Raw genomic sequence first — 22,491 nt, 5'->3', positions numbered from 1 at the left:
ACACGTCATGAAGGCCTACGTCGTCGGCGTCGGGATGACCAGGTTCGAGAAGCCGGAGACCCGGGACTGGCAGTACTGGGACATGGTCCGCGAGGCCGGCACGGCGGCCCTCGCCGACGCGGGCGTCCCCTACGCGCGCGTGGAGCAGGCCGCCGTCGGCTACTGCTTCCAGGCCTCCACCGCGGGACAGCGCGCCGTCTACGAACTCGGGCTGACCGGCATCCCCGTCTACAACCTCAACAACAACTGCGCGACCGGCTCCACCGCCCTCATGACCGCCCGCCAGTTCGTCGAGGGCGGCATCGCCGACTGCGTCCTCGCCGTCGGCTTCGAGAAGATGACGCGGGGAGCGCTCGGCGGCGGCTCGGGCGCCGGCGACTTCGCCACCTCGCCCGTCGCCCGGCACTACGGCATCATGGCCGCCTCCCACGGCTTCGAGATGTCCCCGCCCACCGCCCAGATCTTCGGCAACGCGGCCCGCGAGCACATGGAGCGGTACGGGACGACCGAGGTGCAGCTCGCGGCGGTCGGCGCCAAGAACCACCAGCACTCGGCGAACAACCCCAACGCCCAGTTCCAGGACGTCTACACGGTCGACGAGATCCTCGCCGCGAAGACCGTCCACCGGCCGCTCACCAGGCTCCAGTGCTCGCCCACCTCGGACGGCGCGGCGGCCGCCCTCGTCGTCTCCGAGCGCTTCGTCGACGCGCACGGGCTGCGGGACCGGGCGGTGGAGATCGCCGCGCAGGCGATGACCACCGACACCGGGGAGTCCTTCGCCTCCGGCTCCTGCATCGACGCCGTCGGCCGACCGATGTCCCGGGCCGCCGCCCGGCAGGTGTACGAGCGCTCCGGGCTCGGCATCGAGGACGTCGACGTGATCGAGCTCCACGACTGCTTCTCCGTCAACGAACTCCTCACGTACGAGGCGCTCGGCATGTGCGAGGAGGGCGCCTCCGGCAAACTCGTCGAGTCCGGCGCCACCACCTACGGCGGCCGCTGGGTCGTGAACCCCTCCGGCGGTCTGATCTCCAAGGGCCACCCGCTGGGCGCGACGGGCCTCGCCCAGGCGGCCGAACTGGTCTGGCAGCTCCGGGGCGAGGCGGGCGCGCGGCAGGTGACCGGGGCCCGGGTCGGGCTCGCCCACAACATCGGGCTCGGCGGCGCGGCGGTCGTCACGCTCCTGCGCAGGTCCTAGGGCCGGTCCGGCCATTCCCGCCAGGTCCTGGGGCCGTAGGTCCATGTACGGGGCGGAATCGGTCTGCGACCATGACATCCATGCCGCAGACCGACTCCGCCACGAGCACCTCCGCCACCCCGCCGATACCCAGGGCACGTCCGTGGGCGGTCGTGCTGATCGCCTGCGCCGGCCAGTTCCTCGTCGTTCTCGACGTCTCCGTCGTGAACGTGGCCCTGCCGTCGATGCGCAGCGAGCTCGGACTCTCGGCCCTCGGTCTGCAATGGGTGCTCAACGCCTACGCGATCGCCTTCGCGGGCTTCATGCTGCTCGGCGGCCGGGCCTCCGACCTCTACGGGCGCAAGGCGATGTTCCTGCTCGGCCTCGGGCTCTTCACCGCCGCCTCCGTCGCCGGCGGTCTCGCCCAGGAAGGCTGGCAGCTCGTCGCCGCCCGCGCCGTGCAGGGCCTCGGCGCCGCCGTCCTCGCACCCGCCACCCTGACCCTGGTCACCGGCGCCGTCCCGGCCGGAGCCGCCCGCACCAGGGCCATCGGCACCTGGACGGCGGTCGGCGCGGCCGGCGGCGCGGCGGGCGGATTCGTCGGCGGCGTCCTGGTCGACCTGCTGTCCTGGCGCTGGGTCCTCCTCATCAACGTCCCCGTCGGCGTCCTGGTCCTCGCGGGCGCGCTGCTCTGGCTCCGCGAGTCCCGGGCCGCCGCGGGCCGCCGCCTCGACCTGCCCGGCGCCGTCCTCGTCACGGCGGGCCTCGCCACCCTCGCGTACGGCATCGTCCAGACCGAGGAGGCGGGCTGGACCGCCCCGGCGACGCTGCTCACCCTCCTCGGCGGCCTCGCCCTCCTGGCGCTCTTCGTGGTGGTGGAGGCGCGCACGGCGGAGCCGCTGATGCCGCTGAAGATCTTCCGGACGCGGGCGGTGACGGCGGCCAACGTGTCGATCCTGCTGTGCGGTTCGACCTCCTTCGGCATGTGGTTCTTCATGACGAACTACGCGCAGAGCGTCCTCGCGTACACCCCGCTCCAGGCGGGTCTCGCCCTGGTCCCCAGCTCCCTCAGCGTCATCGTGGGCTCCAAGGCGGCCCCGCACCTGATGCCGGCGGTCGGCGCCCGGAACCTCGCCGTCCTCGGCGCGCTCATCGCCGCCGCCGGTTTCGCCTGGCAGTCGGCGCTCACGGCCGACGGCACCTTCCTGGGGACGATCCTGGGCCCCGGCATCCTGATGATGGCCGGCATCGGCCTCGCGACCACCCCGCTCGCCGCCCTCGCCACCTCCAGCGCCTCCCCGGGCGACGCGGGACTCGTCTCGGGCCTGGTCAACACCTCCCGGACGATGGGCGGCGCCCTCGGCCTCGCGATCCTCTCCACCGTCGCGGCGGCGGCCACCCCCGCGGCCGTCCCCTCCGGCGTCCCGGACCCGTCGTCCCTGGTCCCCGGGTACGCCATGGCCTTCCGGGTCTCGACGGCGGTCCTGGTCGCGGCGGCGGTGCTGATGCTCCTCTGGCTCCCCAGGGCGGCCGGCCGCCGGTCGCCGGAGGCGACAATGCCCAGGTGAAATCGATCAAGAACATATCGATCAAGAACAGGTTCAGAACGGCCGCCACGGCGCTCGCCGTCGGCGCCTCCCTGCTGGTCGCGCCCTCGGCCTCCGCGGAGCCGGTCCTGGCCGTGACCACCGGCGCCGTCTTCAACGAGCCGTCGAGCCCCGACACGGCCGCCCGGAACCGGATCCTCTCCCACCTCGCGGGCCTCGTCGACGGCGCCGAGCCGGGCTCCTCCATCCGGATCTCGCTCTACCTGTTCCAGTCGCAGTACCTCGCCGACAAGCTGGGCGCCGCCCACCGCAGGGGCGTCACCGTGCAGGTCGTCCTCGACCACGACAGCAGGTCCGCGGGGGCCGACAGCCTGCGGACCCAGCTGGCGGCGGCCGGGGCCGCCGACTCCTGGGTGCGGAGCTGCAAGAACATGGAGGCCTGTCTCGCCCTCGACCCGGGGACCACGGCGGCTGACCCCGACGGCTGGTACGACAACGTCAACCACAACAAGTTCTTCCTGTTCTCCCGCACCAAGGGCAAGGGCACCGTCGCGGTCGACGACGTCGTCGTGCAGTCCTCCGGCAACCTCACGGGCCAGGACCTCAACTCCTGGTGGAACGACGCCCTGACGGTCGCCGACAACAAGGAACTGTTCGACGCGTACGGCTCGTACTTCACCGATCAGGCCGCCGCCGCCATCGGGCAGACGCCGCAGGTCGCCGACTACGCGCACGACACCCAGGCGGGCAGGGCCAAGGTCTACTTCTTCCCCCGCTCGGCCTCCGACACGGTCGTCAACATCCTCAGGACGGTGGCACCGACGGGCACCACCCACCCCTGCGCGGGCAACGGGCCCGGCTTCGGCACCTCCGACGGCCGTACGAGGATCCGCGTCGCCCAGGGCCACATCACCCGCACCGACGTGGCCCGGCAGCTGTGGGAACTCGCCGAGGCGGGCTGCCACGTCGAGATCGTCTACCGCTCGCTCGACAACTGGCCGACCGACGGCGTCCCCGCCTCACAGGTCGCCAACTGGCTGACCAGGCCCACCACCGGGAAGGGCCGCATCGTCCTGCACCAGCTCGACAACGACGCCCGGGGCGGCACCGACTCCCACACCAAGTACCTGCTGATCGAGGGCACGTACCTCAACGGCGTCGACAAGCGGATCGTCTTCACCGGCAGCCACACCTACACGCTGACCGCGCTCAGGTACAACGACGAGGCGCTCCTCAAGTACGAGGACAACCAGGACCCGACGGTCTTCGACGCGTACGTCCGCAACTTCGAGGCCCAGCGCACGGCGGCGCAGACCGAGGGCCTGTAGCGCCCCGCCCTACAGCCACCCCTGCCGACGGGCCTCCCGCACCGCCTCCACGCGGTCGCGGGTGCCCGTCTTGCCGATGGCCGACGACAGGTGGTCGCGGACCGTCGGCTCCGGGAGGTCCAGGGCCTTCGCGACGTCCGCGATCGTCGCCCCGTCCACCGCGGCCGCCAGCGCGTCCCGCTCACGGGCCGTCAACGGGTTCGGCCCGGTGCCCGGCGCGTCCGCCGCGAGCGCCGGGTCGATGACCGTCTCGCCCCGGAGGGCCTGGCGGATCGCCTCCGCCAGCTCCTCCACCGGCCCGTCCTTCACCAGGAACCCCGCCGCGCCCGCCTCCATCGCGCGGCGGAGGTACCCGGGGCGGCCGGAGGTCGTGAGGATCAGCACCCGGCACTCCGGGGACTCCGTCCGCAGATCGGCCGCCGCGTCGAGCCCCGAACGCCCCGGCAGGTCGATGTCGAGCAGCGCCACGTCGGGCCGGGACAGCAGGGCGGCGTCCACGATCTCGTCACCCCGCCCCACCTGCGCCACGACCTCCATGTCGTGCTCCATGCCGAGGAGCAGGGCCAGCGCCCCGCGCATCGTGCCCCGGTCCTCCGCCAGCAGCAGTCTGATCATTCCGTCGGCTCCCCCTCGTGCGGGCCGGGGGCCTCCACGGGGGGCTCCGCGGTGGCCCGGAACCCGCCCCGCGGAGCCGGTCCCGAGTCAAGAGTGCCGCCTGCGGCCGCGACCCGCTCGCGCAGGCGCGGCAACCGCTCCCCGGGGCGTCGGCGGCCGGACCGCGACGCGCGGACGCACGGACCCGGCGGTGGCGGATGCCCCGGCCGCCATGTCTGACGTAGCGTCAGGTCGTGGTTGCCGGGAGCCTTCCCAACTCCTGCCGCCTCGGCTATACATGGGGATCACCGACCTAGAACGCGTTCTAGAACGGCCGCGTCACGGGACGGTCCCCGCACGGCCTCGGTGCGGCCGACGGTGCGGACGGCCGCGCCGAGGTCTTCCCCGCCACGAGGAGCAGCAGCCCGATGCCCATCGACCCCGTCAAGGCCGTCGCCGCCGAACCCCGCAGCGCCGAGATCTCCTGGGACCACAAGGACGTCCAGCTCTACCACCTCGGCCTCGGCGCCGGCTCGTACCAGGGCAGGCCCAACCCGGCCACCGACCCCGACGAACTCCGCTACACCCTGGAGTCCCGGCTCCACGTCCTGCCCAGCTTCGCCACCGTCGCCGGCGCCGGCATGGGGGTCGTCGGCGGGCTCTCCGCCCCCGGCATCGACATCGACCTCACCGCCGTCCTGCACGGCGGCCAGTCGATCACCCTCCACCGCCCCGTGCCCACCGGCGGCCGCGCCGTCTCCACCTCCCGTGTCGCCGCCGTCCACGACAAGGGCAAGGCCGCCGTCCTCGTCCTGCGCTCCGAGGTCTCCGACGCCGAAGGGCCGCTCTGGACCAGCGACGCCCAGATCTTCGTCCGCGGGGAGGGCGGCTGGGGCGGCGACCGGGGACCCTCCGAGCGGCTCGCCCTCCCCGACCGGGAACCCGACGCCACGGCCGACCGCCCGATCCGCGAGGAACAGGCCCTGATCTACCGGCTCTCCGGAGACTGGAACCCGCTCCACGCCGACCCCGAGTTCGCCGCGCTCGCCGGATTCGACCGGCCCATCCTGCACGGGCTCTGCTCGTACGGGATGACCCTCAAGGCGGTGGTGGACACGGTGCTCGGCGGGGACGTCACCCGCGTCCGCGCCTACCGCACCCGCTTCGCCGGGGTCGTCTACCCGGGCGAGACCCTGCGCATCCGGATGTGGACCGGGGACGGCCACGTCCAGGTGGCGGTGTCGGCCGTGGAGCGCGAGAACGCCCCGGTCCTCGCCGACACCGTCGTCGAACACTCGTAGACCCATGGGATCCGTCGGATCCGCACCGGAGGGAGCCGCACCATGCGCGCAGCCGTACTGCACGAGATCGGCCAGGACAAACTGGAGGTCCTCGACGACGTCGAGGCGGTGGGATTCGGCCCCGGCAAGGTGCGGATCCGGGTCCGGGCCACCGGCCTCTGCCACTCGGACGTCTCCGCGATGAGCGGCGTCCTCCCGCAGCCCGCCCCCTTCATCCCCGGCCACGAGGGCGCCGGCGAGATCCTCGACGTCGGCGACGGCGTCACCGGACTCGACCAGGGCCAGCGGGTGCTGCTCTGCTGGCTGCCCGCCTGCGGCAGCTGTCCCGCCTGCAAGCGCGGCCAGACCCAGCTCTGCCTCGCCGGGTTCATGAACGCAGGCACCCCCAACTTCAAGCGCCCCGGCGGCGACGTCTTCGGCTTCGCCGGCACCGGCACCTTCACCGAGGAGGTCGTCGTCGACGCCGGCTGCGCCGTCCCGATCCCCGACGACGTGCCCTTCGACATCGCCGCCCTCATCGGCTGCGGCGTCACCACCGGCCTCGGCGCGGCCATCAACACGGCCAAGGTGGAGGCCGGTTCGTCGGTCGCCGTCATCGGCTGCGGAGGCGTCGGCATCTCCGCGATCCAGGGCGCCAGGCTCCAGGGCGCCGCCCAGATCATCGCCGTCGACCCCGTCGAGTCGCGCCGCGAGGCGGCCCTGCGCTTCGGAGCTACGGAGGCCGTCGCCCCCGACGCCCTCGCCGACGCCAAGCAGCGGATCACCGCCGGAGAGGGCTTCGACTACGTCTTCGAGGTCGTCGGCAGGTCCGCCACCGCCCGCACCGCGTACGAGACGACCCGCCGCGGCGGCACCCTCTGCGTCGTCGGCGCGGGCGCCCTCGACGACCACCTCCAGCTCAGCATGTTCGAGCTGTTCTTCGACGAGAAGCGGATCCTGCCCTCCATGTACGGCGGCGGGGACGTGCTCCGCTCGTACGAGAGGGCCATCGCGCTCTGGCGGGCGGGCCGCATCGACCTGGAGTCGCTCATCACCCATCGCGTACCGCTCGCGGGCATCAACGAGGCGCTGGAGCAGATGCGCACCGGTGCCGCCCTCCGCACCTGCATCGAGATCTGACCCGAGAGGAACGGGAGACGGCCATGACCACCCCGGAAACGACCACCCCGGGAACGAGCGCCCTTCCGCTGGAGGGCCTGAGCGCGATCGTCACCGGAGCCGGGCGGGGGCTCGGCCGTGCCGAGGCCCTGGAACTGGCCCGGCTCGGCGCCGCCGTCGTCGTCAACGACTACGGGCAGCCCGGCCGCGACGGCTCGGGCACGGCCTCCGCCGCGCCCGCCGAGGAGGTCGTGGCGGAGATCCGCGCGGCGGGCGGCCGGGCGGTCGCGCACCTCGGCGACGTCGCCGACTTCGAGACGGCACGGGGCTTGATCGACCTGGCGGTGGCCGAGTTCGGCGCGCTGGACATCCTGGTCAACAACGCGGGCATCCTGCGCGACCGGATGGTGTTCTCGATGACCGAGGACGAGTGGGACTCGGTCATACGGGTCCACCTCAAGGGCCACTTCAACACCACCCACTTCGCCGCCGTGCACTGGCGGGGCCGCGCCAAGGCGGGGGAGACCGGCGTCTACGGCCGGATCGTCAACACCTCGTCCGAGGCCTTCCTCGCCGGTTCGGCCGGTCAGCCCAACTACGCGGCGGCCAAGGGCGGCATCGTGGGCCTGACCACCTCGACGGCGCTCGCGCTCGCCCGGTACGGGGTGACGGCCAACGCCATCTGCCCCCGGGCCAGGACCCGGATGACCGAGGACGTCTTCGCCGGCTTCTCGGAGCCGGGGGAGGGGGACCTCGACCCGCTGTCCCCCGACCACGTGGCACCCCTCGTCGGCTACCTCGCCTCCCCGGCGGCGGCCGGGGTCAACGGCCAACTGCTCGTCGTGCACGGCGGGATGGTGGCGGTCGTCGACCGGCCGCGGGTGTCGGCCAAGTTCGACACGGCGAAGGAGGCGTTCACGTACGAGGAACTGGACGGCCTGCTGACCCCGCACTACGCGTCCCGCCCGGCGGGCGAGACCTTCGCGGCCTCGGAGGTGCTCGGCCTCAAGAAGGGGTGAGGCCGGGCCCGGACGGGGCCGTGACGGCGCCCCCCCGGCCGGGGTGCGGCTCTGCCGGTGGGGCGGGTGGGGAGGACGAAGGGCCCCGGGGAGACCCGGGGCCCTTCGCCGTACCTCTCGCCGGTCCGACCCCACGGGCCGGCCCGACCGCCCTCGACGGGCGTACCTCGTCGCCCTCAGCGGGCGTGCGCGTCGGCGGGCTCGCGACGGTGACGGCCGTGCGGGGAGGACGCGGAGTCCTCCGTCGGCGAGGCCTCACCGCGGTGCTTGCCGGAGCCGTTCGGCTCCTGCCCGTCCGTGCTGTTTTCCGACATGGTCGAACTCACCCCGTAGACATCGGTCCTGCTGTGCAGCCCGAGATTCTAGCCAGCGGGTTTCCCGTCGGTGAGAGGCGCCTGCTGAAGTGGCACCGGACGGCACACCCGGGGCTCCTCGACGACCGCCGCGACCGCCGTCGCCGCCGCCCCGGGCGCGGGCTCGGGTCCGGGCTCCGGCGGCTCCACGTCCGCCAGACCGCACGGCGCCCCGGCCGTCGCGTACGGCAGCCGGAGCACGCCCCCGGCCGTCCACAGGCCCGCCCCGGGCAGCCAGCCCACGGGACCGGCCAGTTGGCCCAACCGGCGGGCCGAGGGCCGCCAGGTCCCCACCCAGCTGCCCCCCGCCGCGTCGATCCGCAGCGCCACCGCGCAGGTCTCCGGCATCAGCACCTGCCCCGGCTGCACGGCGAACGGCGTCACGGCCGCGTCGTCGAGCCGCAGGCACTCAGGGAACCGCACCGGCAGCAGACTCCCGAGCACGCCCCAGCCGAGCCGGTCGCGCCCCGGAGCGTCGGAACGGATCAGGAGCAGACCACTGTCCGGGTCCGCGAGGAGCAGCCGGTCGTTGCTGTCCTCGGTGATCTGGAGCAGCGGCGTCACCTCCCCGCCGCGCTCCAGGTCGACGGCGACCGCCTTCACCGGCCCGTCGCCGAGCCGCCGGTCGAGCGCGAGCATCCGGCCCGTACGGTCGAGCCACACCCCGCCCGCGCAGCCGCCCCTGACCTCGGCCACCTGCTCCGGGCCGAAGGCCCCGCCCGCGACCAGCCACAGCGTGGTCGTGTCGGGGCCGACGCACATCGCGTACGCGCAGATGCCGTCCGGCGAGGGCGGGAGCAGCACCAGGCGCTCGGAACCGGGCGCCTCCACGGCGCCGATCTGGAGCTCCCCGGTCTCCGGGCCGGTGGGGTAGAGCAGCGAGAACGTGTTCCGCCGCCCGTCCACGCGGCGGGCGACCAGGACCCGGCCGTCGGCGAGCGGCAGCACCTGGGTGCCCGGCTCCTCCGGCTGGGCGAGGGGGAGCGGCACGGCGTACGGCTCCGGCCCGTCGAGGGTCCACCGCTCCACGTACAGGGCGTCCCCGGCGCCCGCGAGCCTGGCCGCGTACGCGCCGTTCGCCGTGATCGTGAACCCCGTCGGCCAGGCGTCGCCGCCGGGGCACTCCCCGTCGCGGTCGTCGTCCTCGGCCGTGGTCTCGATGGCACACGCTGTCATCGACTCGTCACCTCCGGCCACGAAGCTAGTTTTCGCACTTCCAGCCGAACAACACGAGCAGGGTCACTTCACACATAAGGGTGGCCCCGCGGCGTTTCGGCTGAGGGGCGGGGGACGGTTGTGCTGGAGTTTCCGAAGACGAGTTAGGCAAGCCGAACCTAAACGGAGTCTCGTACTCCGCCCGGCCGGCGCCCGGTCGACTCCCACCGAGTCCCGTCGGGCCCCCGTCGGAGCCCTCGTCGGGCGGGGCGGGGGACGACCACGGCGGTCCGGGCGCCGGCCGCCGGAAGCGGGGACGGCCCGCCGCCGGCACCGCGCCCGCGTCGGGCCGGGCACCCCGCCGCCGGTGCCCCGGGGCAGGGCCCGCGTCGGGTCGGGCACCGGGCCGGACCGTGGGGCACCGGGGACAGGTAGCCTTTCCTCGTGCCCCGCCTGTCTGAAGTCATCGCCGCGCTCGACGCCCTCTGGCCACCCGAGCGGGCCGAGTCGTGGGACGCCGTCGGCACCGTCTGCGGTGACCCCGACGCCCAGGTCACCCGCGTGCTCTTCGCCGTCGACCCCGTCCAGGAGATCGCCGACGAGGCGATCGCCCTCGGCGCCGACCTGATCGTCACCCACCACCCGCTCTACCTCCGCGGGACGACGACCGTCGCGGCCGGCCACTTCAAGGGCCGGGTCGTGCACACCCTCATCAAGCACGACATCGCCCTCCACGTCGCGCACACCAACGCCGACACCGCCGACCCCGGCGTCTCCGACGCCCTCGCCGGCGCGCTCGACCTCCGGGTCACCGGCCCGCTCGTGCCCGAGAACAACCTCGGCCGGATCTGCGAGCTGGACCACCCCGAGACCCTCGCCGAGTTCGCCGCGCGCGCCGCGAAGCGGCTGCCCGCCACCGCGCAGGGCATCCGGGTCGCCGGCGACCCCACCATGACCGTCCGCCGCGTCGCCGTCAGCGGCGGCTCGGGCGACAGCCTCTTCGACGCCGTACGGGCCGCGGGCGTGGACGCCTTCCTCACCGCCGACCTGCGCCACCACCCCGTCTCCGAGGCCACCCAGGCCGCGCACACCTCCGCCGGCCCGCTCGGCCTCGTCGACGCCGCCCACTGGGCCACCGAATGGCCCTGGTGCGAGCAGGCCGCCGCCCAGCTCGACGCGATCTCCGACCGTCACGGCTGGGACCTCCGCGTCCACGTCTCGAAGACGGTCACCGACCCCTGGTCCTCCCACCACACCTCTCCTGGAGCCCCCAACTGAACGCCGCGCCCGCCGACCAGATCCGCCTCCTCGACGTCCAGTCGCTGGACGTCCGCCTCCAGCAGCTCGCGCACAAGCGCCGGTCGCTGCCCGAGCACGCCGAGATCGAGTCGCTGACCAAGGACCTCACCCAGCTGCGCGACCTGCTCGTCGCCGCGCAGACCGAGGAGAGCGACTGCGGCCGTGAGCAGACCAAGGCCGAGCAGGACGTCGACCAGGTCCGCCAGCGGGCCGTGCGCGACCAGCAGCGCCTCGACTCCGGCGCCGTCTCCTCCCCGAAGGACCTGGAGAACCTCCAGCGCGAGCTCGTCTCCCTCGCCAAGCGCCAGGGCGACCTGGAGGAGATCGTCCTGGAGGTCATGGAGCGCCGCGAGTCCGTCCAGGAGCGCCTCGCCGAGCTGACCGAGCGGGTCACGGCCGTCCAGGCCAAGACGGACGACGCGACCGCCCGGCGCGACGCCGCCGAGGGCGAGCTCGACGCCGAGGCCGCCTCCGTGACGAAGGAGCGCGAGCTCGTCGCGGGCTCCGTCCCGGCGGACCTCCTGAAGCTGTACGAGAAGCTGCGCGAGCAGCAGGGCGGCGTCGGCGCGGCCCGGCTGTACCAGCGCAAGTGCGAGGGCTGCCACATCGAGCTCAACATCACCGAGCTGAACGACGTCCGCGCCGCCGCCCGTGACACGGTCGTGCGCTGCGAGAACTGCCGCCGCATCCTGGTCCGCACGTCGGAGTCCGGCCTGTAATGACGATGTCGTCGTCCGCGTCCGGGTCGTCCGCGGCCCCGCGTGAGCTGATCGTCGAGGCCGACGGGGGCTCCCGGGGCAACCCGGGGCCCGCCGGCTACGGGGCGGTCGTCCTGGATCCGGTCACCGGCGAGACGCTCGCGGAGGCGGCCGAGTACATCGGCGTGGCGACGAACAACGTCGCCGAGTACAAGGGCCTGGTCGCGGGCCTGAAGGTGGCGCGGGAGCTGTTCCCCGACGCCACCGTCCACGTCCGGATGGACTCCAAGCTGGTCGTGGAGCAGATGTCCGGCCGCTGGAAGATCAAGCACCCGGACATGAAGCCGCTGGCGGCCGAGGCGGGCCGGGTGTTCCCGGCGGGCCGGGTCCGCTACGAGTGGATCCCGCGCGAGCGCAACAAGCACGCGGACCGGCTCGCCAACGAGGCGATGGACGCGGGCAAGCGAGGCCGCCAGTGGGAGCCGTCCGCGTCGACGGCCGGCCTGGACGCCTCCGCCGCCCGCAACGCCGCCGCCCCGCCCCCGTCGGGCCCGCCCGGCGACGCGACCGCGGGCGCGGCACGAGCCCGCGCGGCGCTCGGGACGCGGCCGGGCGGAACGGGCGCGCCGGGTACGGCCGGGGTCCGGGCCCCGGAACCGGCCGGCCTCGCGGCGCCGACCGAGGTCACCGCGACCACGACCGGGTCCGCCGACGCGCCCGCCGGGTCCGCCGACGTGGCGTCCTCCGGGGCCGCGCCCGTGGTGACCGCCACCGACAGCGCCGCGCCCGTGGTGACCGCCACCGACAGCGCCGCGCGTGCCTTCGCTCCGGCCACCGCCCCCCGCCAGGGCTGGTCCGGCGGGCCCGACATGAGCGCGCCCGCCACCTTCGTACTCCTGCGGCACGGCGAGACCGCGCTGACCCCCGAGAAGCGGTTCTCCGGGAGCGGGGGGACCGACCCCGAGCTCTCGGCGGCCGGGCTGCGGCAGGCCGAGGCCGTCGCCGTCGCGCTGGCCGCGCGCGGCACGATCCAGGAGATCGTCAGCTCGCCGCTCACCCGCTGCCGCCAGACCGCCGCCGCCGTCGCCGCCCGTCTCGGGCTCGACGTGCGCGTCGAGCAGGGGCTGCGCGAGACGGACTTCGGCGCCTGGGAGGGGCTCACCTTCGGCGAGGTGCGGGAGCGCCACCCCGAGGACCTCGACGCCTGGCTCGCCTCGCCGAAGGCCGCGCCGACCGGTGGGGGCGAGAGCTTCGCGACCGTCGCGCGTCGGGTCGCCTCGACCCGGGACCGCCTGGCCGCCGCCCACGCGGGCCGGACCGTCCTCCTCGTCACCCACGTCACGCCGATCAAGACCCTGGTCCGGCTCGCGCTCGGCGCCCCGCCGGAGTCGCTGTTCCGGATGGAGCTGTCGGCGGCGTCGATCTCGGCGGTGGCGTACTACGCAGACGGCAACGCGTCCGTACGGCTCCTCAACGACACCTCCCACCTGCGGTAGCCGAGGGCGTCGGGCCCTCGCCCACGAGGCCCCGGCCGGACCGGGACTACGAGACCGGCCGGGCCCCGGTGTCCGCCAGCGCCGCCGCCTCGCGCGCCAGGCGTTCCACCCGCGCCCAGTCGCGGGCCGCGAGGGCGTCGGGCGGCAGCATCCACGTACCGCCGACGCAGCCGACGTTCGGCAGCGCGAGGTAGGCGGGGGCGGAGGCGAGGGAGACGCCGCCGGTCGGGCAGAACCGGGCCTGGGGGAGCGGTCCCGCGAGGGACTTCAGGTACGGGACGCCGCCCGCCGCCTCGGCCGGGAAGAACTTCATCGCGTCCACGCCCTGTTCGAGCAGCGCCACGACCTCCGAGGTCGTCGACACCCCGGGCAGGAACGGCGCGCCGGAGTCACGCATCGCGCCGAGCAGCCGCTCCGTCCACCCGGGACTGACGAGGAACCGGGCCCCGGCGCGTACCGCGTCCGCGACCCCGGCCGCCGAGACGACCGTGCCCGCGCCGACGATCGCGCCCGGCACCTCGTCCGCGATCGCCCGGACGGCGTCGAGCGCCGCCGGGGTCCGCAGGGTCACCTCGACGAGCGGCAGCCCGCCGGCCACCAGGGCGCGGGCCAGCGGGACGGCGTCGGCGAGGTCCTCGATCACCACCACGGGGACCACGGGGACGGCGGGGGAGCCGGGGGAGGCCTCGGAGGCTCCGAGGGCTCCGGAGGCTCCGAGGGCTTCGGAGGCAAGGTCGAACACGCTCGTCATGGGCCTCATCCTGCCCACGGTGAGCGCTAACCGCAACGAGCGTTGCGGAGCATGCAACGAACCCCTAGTGGATCTCGTCCACCAGAACGTCGAGCGCTCCCGGCTTCCCGCTCTCCTCCACCACGTACCCCAGGTCCCGCAGCGCCTCCACCAGCTCCGTCGTCGACCGTGGGGCCGCGCCCGCCTCCAGCAGGCTCCGGACGATCCGGCCCTTCGTGGCCTTGTTGAAGTGGCTGACCACCTTCCGGGTCGGCGCGTGCAGCACCCGCACCGTCGCCGTCCGCGCCGCCACCTCCCCCTTCGGCTTCCACGCCGACGCGTACGCCGACGAGCGCAGGTCCAGGACGAGACCGTCCTCGGCCGCCTCGGGAAGGACGGAGGCCATCGCACCCCGCCAGTGCGCGCCCAGCGCGCCGAGCCCCGGCAGCTTGACCCCCATCGAGCAGCGGTACGACGGGATCCGGTCGGTCACCCGCACGGCGCCCCACAGCCCCGAGAACACGAGCAGGGACCGCCCCGCCCGCTTCCCGGCCGCCGCGTCCAGGGTCGCCAGACCGAGCGCGTCGTACAGCACGCCCGTGTAGATCTCCCCGGCCGGACGCGCGCCCGCCGTCCGCAGCTCCACGTTCTTCGCGATCTCGCCGCGCAGGCCCTCGCTCAGACCGAGGACCTCGCGCGCCTTCTCCTCGTCGGCCGCGCACAGCTCGACCAGCTCGTCCAGGACGGCCGCCCGCGCCTCCGCGAGCCCCGGCAGGGACAGCGACTCCGGCTTGAGCGGCGCCCCGCGCCCCGAGGAGGCCTTGCCCTCGGAGGGCGGCAACAGCACGAGCACGGTGGTTCTCCTTCGTCCGTACGGGGATGGGGGTGCGGCCCCCGGAGCCCAGCGGCGCGACTCCAAGAGCCCAGCGTACGAGGTGGGACCCGGTGGCCCGTACGGGGCGAGGCGCCCTTGCCCGTACAGGGGAGGCCACCTGCCTGTCGGGGGATGCCCGTACGGGGGAGGCCACCCTGCCCGTACCCGCAGGGCCGGTCACCCGTCCGGGACGGGGCGGCCGTCCCGTACGGGTGAGGGCGTCCGGGACGGCTCCCCCACCCGCGGCGCGGGACGCCACGACGTGCCGCCCCCCTCCCCTCCCCATACGCTCGGTCCATGCCCCGCCGCCACATCCACGTGACCGGCGCAGCCGAGGCTCCGCTGCGGGCCGCCCTGCGCGCACTCCGGACCGAGCTCGGGATCCCCGAGTCGCCCGAGGACTTCCCGCCCGCCGTCCTCGCCGAGGCGGAGGCCGCCGCGAAGGCCCCCCGGCTCCCCGCGCACGACGCCACCGATCTGCCCTTCTTCACCGTCGACCCGCCCACCTCCACCGACCTCGACCAGGCCATGCACCTGGCCCGCCGGGCCGACGGCGGGTACCGCGTCCACTACGCCATCGCCGACGTCGCCGCCTTCGTCGCCCCCGGCTCCGCCCTCGACGCCGAGGCCCACCGGCGCGTCCTCACGCTCTACTTCCCCGACGGCAGGGTGCCCCTGCACCCCACCGTCCTCTCCGAGGGCGCCGCCAGCCTCCTCCCCGGCGAGGTCCGCCCCGCCCTCCTGTGGCGGATCGACCTCGACGCCGAAGGGCGCCGCGTCGCCACCGACGTCCGCCGCGCCCTCGTCCGCAGCCGCGCCAAACTCGACTACGAGGGCGTGCAGAGGCGGATCGACACGGGCACGGCCGAGGAGCCGCTCGCCCTCCTCCGTGAGATCGGCCGCCTCCGCGAGGCCCTCGAAGCCGAACGCGGCGGGATCTCCCTCAACGTCCCCGAGCAGGAGATCGTCGAGCACGACCACACCTACTCCCTCGCCTACCGGGCCCCGCTCCCCGCCGACGGCTGGAACGCCCAGATCTCCCTCCTCACCGGCATGGCCGCCGCCGACCTCATGACCGCCGCCGGCACCGGCATCCTGCGCACCCTGCCCACCGCCCCCGACGGCGCCGTCGCCCGTCTGCGCCGCTCCGCGCGGGCCCTCGGCGTCGACTGGCCGCACCACGTCTCGTACGCCGACGTCGTCCGCGCCGCCGACCCCACCGACCCGCGCCAGGCCGCCTTCCTCCAGGAGTGCACCACCCTGCTGCGCGGCGCCGGGTACACCGTCTTCACCGACGGCCTCGTCCCCACGCCCGCGATGCACGCCGCCGTCGCCGACGAGTACACCCACTGCACCGCGCCGCTGCGCCGGCTCGTCGACCGGTACGCGGGCGAGCTGTGTGTGGCGGCGGTGGCGGGCGACGAACCGCCCGAGTGGGTACGGGCCGCCCTGCCCGCCCTCCCCGACGAGATGGCCACGGGCGCCCGCCGCGCCAACACCGTGGAGCGCGAGAGCGTCGACATCGTCGAGGCGGCGCTGCTGCGGGAACGGATCGGCGAGATCTTCGACGCGTACGTGATCGACGTGAAGGAGCGCGAGCCCTCGGTCGGCACCGTCCACCTGGACGATCCGGCGGTCGTCGCCCGGATCGCGGGCGGCGACACACGGCTGCCGCTGGGCGAGTGGCTGCGGGTCAGACTGGCGGAGGCGGACCCGGGGACGGCGAAGGTGCGGTTCGCGCCCGCGTGAGCGGCTGGGGGGCCGGTGGTTCCGTGCGCGCCCGCCCGAGGGCCCGCGTCAGGGCCCGGTACAGGGCGCGCGGGTCGTCGGCGTGGACGCGGAGGGTGCGTACGGGCCGGGGCGCGCCGAGCAGTCGGGGCGCGTCCACCGGCTCGGTCAGCTCGATCGTGACGGAGGTCTGGGAGCCGACGGCGAGGTTCAGTTCGCCCTCCGCCTTCTCGTGCGAGAACAGCGGCTCGTGGCGGACGGCCGCGATCCGGTCGAGCGGGACCCGCACGTCGACGTGCGCGGCCTGCCGCAGCCGGAGGACGTCCCCGGTGAGGGTGTGCGGGCGGGTCGCGGAGGCGGCGTGCAGACCGAGGACGAAGAGGACGGTGTACACGTCCAGGACGAGGACGATGGCGTGGACGAGCGGCCAGTCGGCGAGCAGGTAGGACATGCCGACGGACTCGACCACGCACACGAAGGTGAAGCCGTACATGAGCGCCGCCTGGTCCCGCGCGTGCGGGAACACGCCGTCCGCGCCGTCGACCCCGTGCTGCCGCCGCGCCACCCACCGCGCCAGGCTCGTCATGATCCGCAGCTCGTGCCCCATGATCCGGAGCACGGGCAGGGGCACCAACTCGGCCACGGCCTCCCGCCGGGAGAGGCCCCGCCGCCGCAGCCGCAGATAGGAGAGGGCTTCGGCGAGCAGGAGCACGACGACGAGCAGCTCGGCGACGGCCCACACGGCCCCGGGAATCCGGACCCCGCCCAGGAGGAGCACGGCGAGGACGACCTCGGCCGGGAGGACGACGTAGGCGAGGAGGCGGAGCAGACGGAGGGAGCGGGGACGGGCGCGCCCGGCGCCCTCCGACGGCGCGGCCGGCGCCGAGGGCGCCGCCCCGGCCGCCGCCCCGGCCGCCGCCCCGGCGACCGGACCGCCGACGACCGGAGTACCGGCAGCCGCCCCGGCCGCCGTCCCGGCGACCGGAGCACCGGCAGCCGCACGGACCCCGCCCGGGCCCGCGGCGCCACTGTCCTGAAGGTCCGTCACCGGCTCTGCTCCCGTCGCTCCCGGACCAGGCGCATCGCCAGGTGGATGGCCGCGGACTGCGCCGGGGCGAGGTCCGCGAAGAGGGCGTCGGCGAGGGAGACGTCGGAGGGACCGGCCCCCCGCGACTCCGCGGTCGGGATCTCCACCCCCAGTTCGTCCGGCAGACAGGCGGCCAGCACCCGGGCCGCCTCCGCGACCCGCGGGTCGTCGGGACCGGCCCCGGCGAGGGCGTCGAGCAGCGGGTACACCTCGTGCGCGTGCTCCGCCGTTCCCCGCATCAGCTCCATCAGCCGCGCCCGCTCCCCGTCCGGCACGACGGCGTCGAGCAGCGCCAGGATCTCCCGGTCCCTCGCCGCCATCGGGGACTCGGGCAGCTCGCCAAGACCCGAGAGCAGCGCGGCGAGCTCCGGCGACAGGGGACCGTCGGCGGGCAGCCGCCCGGCCCGCGCCTCGTCGAGGAGGGCGGCGAGGCGTTCGCGGCGCTCGCGGATCACGGCCTCCTGGCGCGCCAGGTCCCGCGCCAGCTCCTCCAGCACCTCCACCAGCCCCCGCCCCTCGTCGTCGGCGAGCACGTCCCGGACCTCGTCGAGCCCGAGGCCCAGTGCGGTGAGCCGCCGGATCCGGGCGAGCAGGACGGCGTCCCGGACGCCGTACTCCCGGTACCCGTTGGCCCGCCGGACGGGCTCGGGCAGCAGGCCCGACTGGTGGTAGTGCCGCACGGCCCGGGGGGTGACCCCGACCAGGGCGGCGATCTCGCCGATACGCATGCGCCCAGTAGAAACCCTGACGCTGCGGCAAGGTCAAGGGTGGGACGGCGCGGCGGGTAGCATGGTCGGCACGGCAGACGAGCCGGGCGGACGGCCGCGTGGAGATCCTCGGATCTTCCCGAGGAACGTCCGGGCTCCACAGAGCAGGGTGGTGGCTAACGGCCACCCGGGGTGACCCGCGGGACAGTGCCACAGAAAACAGACCGCCGGGGACTTCGGTCCCCGGTAAGGGTGAAACGGTGGTGTAAGAGACCACCAGCGCCTGAGGTGACTCAGGCGGCTAGGTAAACCCCACTCGGAGCAAGGTCAAGAGGGGACACCTCGGTGTCCCTGCGCGGATGTTCGAGGGCTGCTCGCCCGAGTCCGCGGGTAGACCGCAGGAGGCCGGCGGCAACGCCGGTCCTAGATGGATGGCCGTCGCCCCGACGACCGCGAGGTCCCGGGGCACAGAACCCGGCGTACAGCCCGACTCGTCTGTCGGCCCACGTGGGAAAGGGCCCCCGACCAGGTTTCTGCCTGTTCGGGGGCCCTTTCCCATGGGTGGGCGGGGCGGGGTGGGCGGGTGTTCGTCCGGGGGTGGCCTCGATGTCAGTCGGGTCGTATCGCGGTCGCCGGGAGCTCGAAGACCAGAACGAGTCCGTCCTGTTCGTTGCCCTGCTCGCCGACGCGGGTGAAGCCGAAGCCCGCGATGGTGGCCAGGGAGGCCTCGTTGTCGGCCCTGGCGCGGGCCCGTACCGTCCTGACGCCGGGTTCGGCGGCGGCCCTGGTGAGGAGCGCCCGCAGCATCGCGCGGGCGTAGCCCCGGCGGCGGTGGCCGGGTGCGACGGTGAAGCCGACCTCGACCGTTCCCGTCTCGTCCGGCGGGCCGTGGAACCCGGCGTCGCCGATGACCACCCCGTCCGGCTCGGACACGGCGGCCCGCGCGAGCCAGGGTGCGGCGGAGGGGTCCTCGGCGAGCTGCTTCGCGCGGTATCCGAAGATCCAGCGGGCCCGGTCGCCGACGAAGTGTTCGTCGAGGGCGATCCCGGCCTCGGCGCTGCCGGCCGCGAGGTCACCGTCGGCGAGCGCCCGCAGGGCCCTGGCGTTGAGTTCGACGAAGCGGACGCGTCTGGTGGTGGGGAGGGGTTCGTTGTCCATCGCGGAGATGGTCGCCCGGGGCCGACGGAGTGTCCACGGGTTTACGGTCTCGTCAGGGGCGCCGGACCTCGAAGTGGAAGCAGCCGTACTCGACCGCCCTGACGTGCACCAGGGCCACGGCCGGGTCGGCGAAGGCCTCCGCGAAGGCCTCCGCGAAGGCCCGGTCGAAGCCCTCCTCGGCCGCCTCCGGGATCTCCAGGAGGCGCCCCCCGACGATCCGGCCCGCCGCGTCGTAGCGACGGAGGGTCCGGAGCGCCCCGGGCCGGGTGAAGGGGTACGCCTCCGAGGGCGCGGGGCCGCCGCACTCCTCGGCGTGGACGAAGACGGGCCCCTGCTCGTCGTACGCACCCGGCTCGGCCCCGGTCTCGGTGGCCCAGCGCCGCAGCGGCGCGTACGCGACGAGCGCGATCCGCTCGCCGGGGGCGGAGGGCCGCAGGCAGCAACGGAGCGGATCGCCCCCGTCGTCGACGGGCACGACGAACGGCACACAGGCCCGCCCGGCGTCGTCGGCGACCCGCAGCTCGGCGAGCGCGGACGGCGGGATGGGGCGGGCGGCGTAGGTGGTGGCGGTGTGGGTGCTCATACGGTCAGGGTCACGCGGGGCGGCCCCGGGGCGCTGGCGGTATTCGGACGCGGTGTCTTCGGTGGGGGATGCGGTGTGGGGGCGCGGCACCCGGGTGGTGCGGCGTCGTGTGCGTTCCCCCGCGGGGTCACCGGCCTCGCAGCCAGTCCGCGTACCAGGTGCGGAAGCTGGGGCTGGTGGGGACGAAGCCGCCCCAGTCCGGGTCGAGGCGCCAGATCTCGCCCGCTCGCGGGCCGGTCACGATCAACCGGACATACATGCCGCAGCCTTCCTCGGCCAGCATGAGCGTGCCCGGGGTCAGCTCTTCCACCGGAGCGCCGAGCGCGCCGCCCAGGGGTTCGGCGAGGGGGAACGGTGTGGCGAGGCGGCCCGGTTGCCGGTCCTCTCTCCATACGTCGTCCACGGCCCAGTCCTCGTCCACCTGAGTACGGGGGGCGGCCAACGGCATCAATCCGTGGGCGGGGCCGGCGGGGCCGTCTCCCACCTCGGTGAGGAAGGACCGGTAGTCCGGGGGGAGTCGGACGCCGTGCTCCGCCTCGAACCCGCCCACCGCCGAGGCCGGGAGCGGAGGCGCCAGCTCGTACCGGTGGGTGTTCGCTCCGAAGCGTGTCCGCTCCGGGTCCCCCGCCGCCATGTCCCGGATCCGCGCGCGGACGCCGGTCCCGTCCCAACCGCTCATCCGGCGACCGTACCCCCCGTGGCTCAGCGGGGATGGCGGACCGATTCTGTCCGCAGGGGGTGTCAGGGTGGACTCGTGGACGCGGACGGTCTCGACTGGAGCCGGGCGGCGGCCGTCCGAGCGGTGCCGTCCTCAGTCCGCGCCACGCGACCCGTACGAACGGAGCAGCACGATGAGCCGTCAATTCCAGGTCACCTTCGACGCCCATGACCCGCGGGCCCTGTCGTCCTTCTGGCGGGACGCGCTCGGGTACGTGCATCCGGGGCCGCCCGGGGTCGAGCTCCCCGAGGGCGCCGACCCGCTCGCCGCGTGGGACGACTTCCTCGCGCGGATCGGCGTGCCGGAGGAGGAGCGCAACACCCGGTCGGCCATCGAGGACCCGGACGAGCGGGGCCCGCGGGTGTTCTTCCAGCAGGTGCCGGAGGGCAAGGTCGCCAAGAACCGGGTGCACCTCGACGTCCGCGCCGCTCCCGGACTGGAGGGAGAGGCGCGGATGGCCGCCCTCGAAGCCGAGTCCGAGCGGCTCGTCGCGCTCGGGGCGAAGCGGCTGCGCCGCTTCGAGCCCGAGCCTCCGATGAGCACCGGCTTCCTCGTGATGGCCGACCCCGAGGGCAACGAGTTCTGCCTGGACTGACGGGTGCCGGGTGCCCGCCGGACGGCGCGTCAGCCGCGGTGACAGAGCGCCGTGTCCACGACGGCCTCCACACGCCTCGTGCCGGCGATGTCGGTCGGGATGCTCGTCACCGTGACGTTCGCGGCGCGGCTGCCGTCGGCGGTCACGCCGCCGCGGGTCTCGTAGCCCACGATGTCACCGCCGTGGCCCCAGTAGACGCCGCCGCACGTCAGCTTCCTGCTCATGAGCCCCAGGCCGTAGTGGGCGCCGGTGTCGCCGACGGGGACGGTGGTGCGCATCTCGGCGAGCCGGGCCCTGTCGAGGAGGTCGCCGCGGAGGAGCGAGGTGAAGAAGCGGTTGAGGTCGGAGTCGGTGGAGATCATCTGCCCCGCCGCCCAGCCCGCCGACGGATCGATCCGCGTGTAGTCGACCAGCGGCCCCGCCGCCGTCATCTCGCGGTAGCCCTTCGGGTGGGGCTCCCGGAGGGTCCGGTCGCCGGGCGCGGGGAAGTAGGTGTGGCGGAGCCCGACGCGCTGGACGACGCGCCGGTCGATCTCCTCGGCGAGGGGGCGGCCCGTGACCTTCTGGACGATCAGGCCGGCCAGGACGTAGTTCGTGTTGCTGTACGACCACTTCTTCCCGGGCTCGAACACGGCCTTCTCCTTGAGCGCGATGTCGACGAGGTCGCGCGGCTCGAAGTACTGGTGCGGGAGCACGTCGTCGCTGATGTGGTTCCCGTACTCGGGAAGTCCGCTCGTGTGCTGGAGGAGCTGACGGACGGTGATGTTCCGTCCGTCGATGCCCTCGCCGCGTACGAGCCCCGGGAGGTACGTGTCGATGTCGGCGTCGAGGCCGATCTTCCCCTCGGCGACCAGCTGCAGCACGACCACCGCGACGAACGTCTTGGTGTTGCTGCCGGCCCGCACCTGACCGTCCCTGGGCACCTTCGCGCCGGTGGCCAGGTCGCCGACGCCCGCCGTGTAGGTACGGGTGCGGCCGTCCTCGCCCCTGACGGACGCCAGCGCGGCGGGCCGGCCGTCGCGCACCAGCCCGTTCAGGCCCTGCTGCACGCTGTCCGGGCGGGCGGTGGCGGACGCGGTCGGCGGTGCCAGGACGCCGGCGGTCACGAGGGCGACGGCCACGGCGGCCACGGCCGCCGACGCCCCGCGCCGCCCGCCGCGCCGCCGCTCGGACGAACGGGTGCCGTGCTGGTGCCAGGTCTGCTCACGCATGGCTCAACTCCATTGCAGTCGTGGGAACGTGTCGG

22 protein-coding genes and 1 other RNA gene are annotated in these 22,491 nt (G+C 74.5%); 12 read left to right on the top strand and 11 right to left on the bottom strand.

Annotation, left to right across the window (positions count from 1 at the left end; translation table 11 throughout):
• Positions 1-7 precede the first annotated feature (7 nt).
• From ABT129_RS09980 to ABT129_RS09970, 3 genes are all read left to right on the top strand, one after another.
• The gene (locus ABT129_RS09980) at positions 8-1,198 is read left to right on the top strand and encodes a lipid-transfer protein (protein WP_351898915.1); all 1,191 of its coding nucleotides are present in this window, start codon (positions 8-10) and stop codon (positions 1,196-1,198) included.
• Between the two features lie 71 nt (positions 1,199-1,269).
• A complete protein-coding gene (locus ABT129_RS09975) occupies positions 1,270-2,745 on the top strand; it encodes an MFS transporter (RefSeq protein ID WP_502981700.1) in 1,476 nt (491 codons plus the stop codon).
• Positions 2,742-4,052, top strand: a complete 1,311-nt coding sequence (locus tag ABT129_RS09970) for a phospholipase D-like domain-containing protein (RefSeq protein ID WP_351898911.1) — start codon at positions 2,742-2,744, stop codon at positions 4,050-4,052. The genes ABT129_RS09975 and ABT129_RS09970 overlap by 4 nt, the downstream gene beginning before the upstream one ends.
• A gap of 9 nt (positions 4,053-4,061) precedes the next feature.
• Here ABT129_RS09970 and ABT129_RS09965 read toward each other — a convergent pair whose 3' ends face one another.
• Positions 4,062-4,667, bottom strand: coding sequence for a response regulator (locus tag ABT129_RS09965; RefSeq protein ID WP_351898908.1), 606 nt, complete (start codon positions 4,665-4,667; stop codon positions 4,062-4,064).
• A gap of 407 nt (positions 4,668-5,074) precedes the next feature.
• On the opposite strand from ABT129_RS09965, the gene chsH3 reads away from it, so the two are divergent.
• The 3 genes from chsH3 to ABT129_RS09945 are packed head-to-tail and all read left to right on the top strand — an operon-like array spanning position 5,075 to position 8,064.
• The gene (gene chsH3 / locus ABT129_RS09955) at positions 5,075-5,947 is read left to right on the top strand and encodes an enoyl-CoA hydratase ChsH3 (RefSeq protein ID WP_351898906.1); all 873 of its coding nucleotides are present in this window, start codon (positions 5,075-5,077) and stop codon (positions 5,945-5,947) included.
• 42 nt (positions 5,948-5,989) lie between these two features.
• A complete protein-coding gene (locus tag ABT129_RS09950; RefSeq protein ID WP_351898903.1) occupies positions 5,990-7,066 on the top strand; it encodes a Zn-dependent alcohol dehydrogenase in 1,077 nt (358 codons plus the stop codon).
• A 23-nt stretch (positions 7,067-7,089) separates the two neighbouring features.
• Positions 7,090-8,064 (top strand): 3-oxoacyl-ACP reductase, encoded by a 975-nt coding sequence (locus ABT129_RS09945; protein ID WP_351898901.1) that lies wholly within the window; start codon positions 7,090-7,092, stop codon positions 8,062-8,064.
• 176 nt (positions 8,065-8,240) lie between these two features.
• Here the strand turns inward: ABT129_RS09945 and ABT129_RS09940 are convergent, their stop codons facing one another.
• Together ABT129_RS09940 and ABT129_RS09935 are read right to left on the bottom strand one after the other, a co-directional pair.
• Positions 8,241-8,378, bottom strand: a complete 138-nt coding sequence (locus ABT129_RS09940) for a hypothetical protein (protein WP_351898899.1) — start codon at positions 8,376-8,378, stop codon at positions 8,241-8,243.
• A 48-nt stretch (positions 8,379-8,426) separates the two neighbouring features.
• Positions 8,427-9,593: a hypothetical protein gene (locus ABT129_RS09935; protein WP_351898897.1), complete on the bottom strand. Its 1,167-nt coding sequence runs from the start codon at positions 9,591-9,593 to the stop codon at positions 8,427-8,429.
• 423 nt (positions 9,594-10,016) lie between these two features.
• Here ABT129_RS09935 and ABT129_RS09930 point away from each other — a divergent pair, with 423 nt between their 5' ends.
• From ABT129_RS09930 to ABT129_RS09920, 3 genes are read left to right on the top strand one after another with little or no spacing between them, the layout of a single operon-like run.
• Entirely contained in the window at positions 10,017-10,850 is an 834-nt protein-coding gene (locus tag ABT129_RS09930) for a Nif3-like dinuclear metal center hexameric protein (RefSeq protein ID WP_351898895.1), read from the top strand.
• Positions 10,847-11,590, top strand: coding sequence for a zinc ribbon domain-containing protein (locus ABT129_RS09925; protein WP_351898990.1), 744 nt, complete (start codon positions 10,847-10,849; stop codon positions 11,588-11,590). The genes ABT129_RS09930 and ABT129_RS09925 overlap by 4 nt, the downstream gene beginning before the upstream one ends.
• The gene (locus ABT129_RS09920) at positions 11,590-13,065 is read left to right on the top strand and encodes a bifunctional RNase H/acid phosphatase (protein ID WP_351898892.1); all 1,476 of its coding nucleotides are present in this window, start codon (positions 11,590-11,592) and stop codon (positions 13,063-13,065) included. The genes ABT129_RS09925 and ABT129_RS09920 overlap by 1 nt, the downstream gene beginning before the upstream one ends.
• A gap of 46 nt (positions 13,066-13,111) precedes the next feature.
• Here the strand turns inward: ABT129_RS09920 and eda are convergent, their stop codons facing one another.
• Entirely contained in the window at positions 13,112-13,816 is a 705-nt protein-coding gene (gene eda, locus ABT129_RS09915) for a bifunctional 4-hydroxy-2-oxoglutarate aldolase/2-dehydro-3-deoxy-phosphogluconate aldolase (protein WP_351898890.1), read from the bottom strand.
• A gap of 64 nt (positions 13,817-13,880) precedes the next feature.
• On the bottom strand, positions 13,881-14,648 hold the full coding sequence (gene yaaA / locus ABT129_RS09910; RefSeq protein WP_351898887.1) for a peroxide stress protein YaaA: 768 nt from the start codon (positions 14,646-14,648) through the stop codon (positions 13,881-13,883).
• Positions 14,649-14,966: 318 nt separating this feature from the next.
• On the opposite strand from yaaA, the gene ABT129_RS09905 reads away from it, so the two are divergent.
• Positions 14,967-16,418, top strand: a complete 1,452-nt coding sequence (locus tag ABT129_RS09905; protein ID WP_351898885.1) for an RNB domain-containing ribonuclease — start codon at positions 14,967-14,969, stop codon at positions 16,416-16,418.
• On the opposite strand, the gene ABT129_RS09900 is transcribed toward ABT129_RS09905, so the two are convergent.
• Positions 16,363-17,445, bottom strand: coding sequence for a hypothetical protein (locus tag ABT129_RS09900; protein WP_351898883.1), 1,083 nt, complete (start codon positions 17,443-17,445; stop codon positions 16,363-16,365). The genes ABT129_RS09905 and ABT129_RS09900 overlap by 56 nt on opposite strands.
• Complete coding sequence (locus tag ABT129_RS09895; protein ID WP_351898880.1) at positions 17,442-18,212, bottom strand: MerR family transcriptional regulator; 771 nt, start codon at positions 18,210-18,212, stop codon at positions 17,442-17,444. Before ABT129_RS09895 ends, ABT129_RS09900 begins: the two co-directional genes overlap by 4 nt.
• Before the next feature lie 78 nt (positions 18,213-18,290).
• Here ABT129_RS09895 and rnpB point away from each other — a divergent pair.
• Positions 18,291-18,689: RNase P RNA component class A (gene rnpB, locus ABT129_RS09890), an RNA gene on the top strand.
• A 111-nt stretch (positions 18,690-18,800) separates the two neighbouring features.
• Here the strand turns inward: rnpB and ABT129_RS09885 are convergent.
• The 3 genes from ABT129_RS09885 to ABT129_RS09875 all read right to left on the bottom strand — a co-directional run bounded on the left by ABT129_RS09885 (position 18,801) and on the right by ABT129_RS09875 (position 20,611).
• Positions 18,801-19,349, bottom strand: coding sequence for a GNAT family N-acetyltransferase (locus ABT129_RS09885; RefSeq protein WP_351898878.1), 549 nt, complete (start codon positions 19,347-19,349; stop codon positions 18,801-18,803).
• A gap of 52 nt (positions 19,350-19,401) precedes the next feature.
• Entirely contained in the window at positions 19,402-19,932 is a 531-nt protein-coding gene (locus ABT129_RS09880; protein ID WP_351898876.1) for a DUF1203 domain-containing protein, read from the bottom strand.
• 127 nt (positions 19,933-20,059) lie between these two features.
• Entirely contained in the window at positions 20,060-20,611 is a 552-nt protein-coding gene (locus ABT129_RS09875) for an SMI1/KNR4 family protein (RefSeq protein WP_351898873.1), read from the bottom strand.
• 172 nt (positions 20,612-20,783) lie between these two features.
• Here ABT129_RS09875 and ABT129_RS09870 point away from each other — a divergent pair, with 172 nt between their 5' ends.
• Positions 20,784-21,245 carry a VOC family protein gene (locus tag ABT129_RS09870; RefSeq protein ID WP_351898871.1) on the top strand — a complete coding sequence of 154 codons (462 nt, stop codon included), beginning with the start codon at positions 20,784-20,786 and terminating at the stop codon, positions 21,243-21,245.
• Between the two features lie 29 nt (positions 21,246-21,274).
• Here ABT129_RS09870 and ABT129_RS09865 read toward each other — a convergent pair whose 3' ends face one another.
• Positions 21,275-22,456, bottom strand: a complete 1,182-nt coding sequence (locus ABT129_RS09865; protein WP_351898869.1) for a serine hydrolase domain-containing protein — start codon at positions 22,454-22,456, stop codon at positions 21,275-21,277.
• Positions 22,457-22,491: the final 35 nt, after the last annotated feature.

Source organism: Streptomyces sp. NPDC002057, assembly GCF_040296665.1.
In the GTDB taxonomy this organism is placed as follows: domain Bacteria; phylum Actinomycetota; class Actinomycetes; order Streptomycetales; family Streptomycetaceae; genus Streptomyces.
This window is presented reverse-complemented; position numbering and strand designations above follow the sequence as displayed.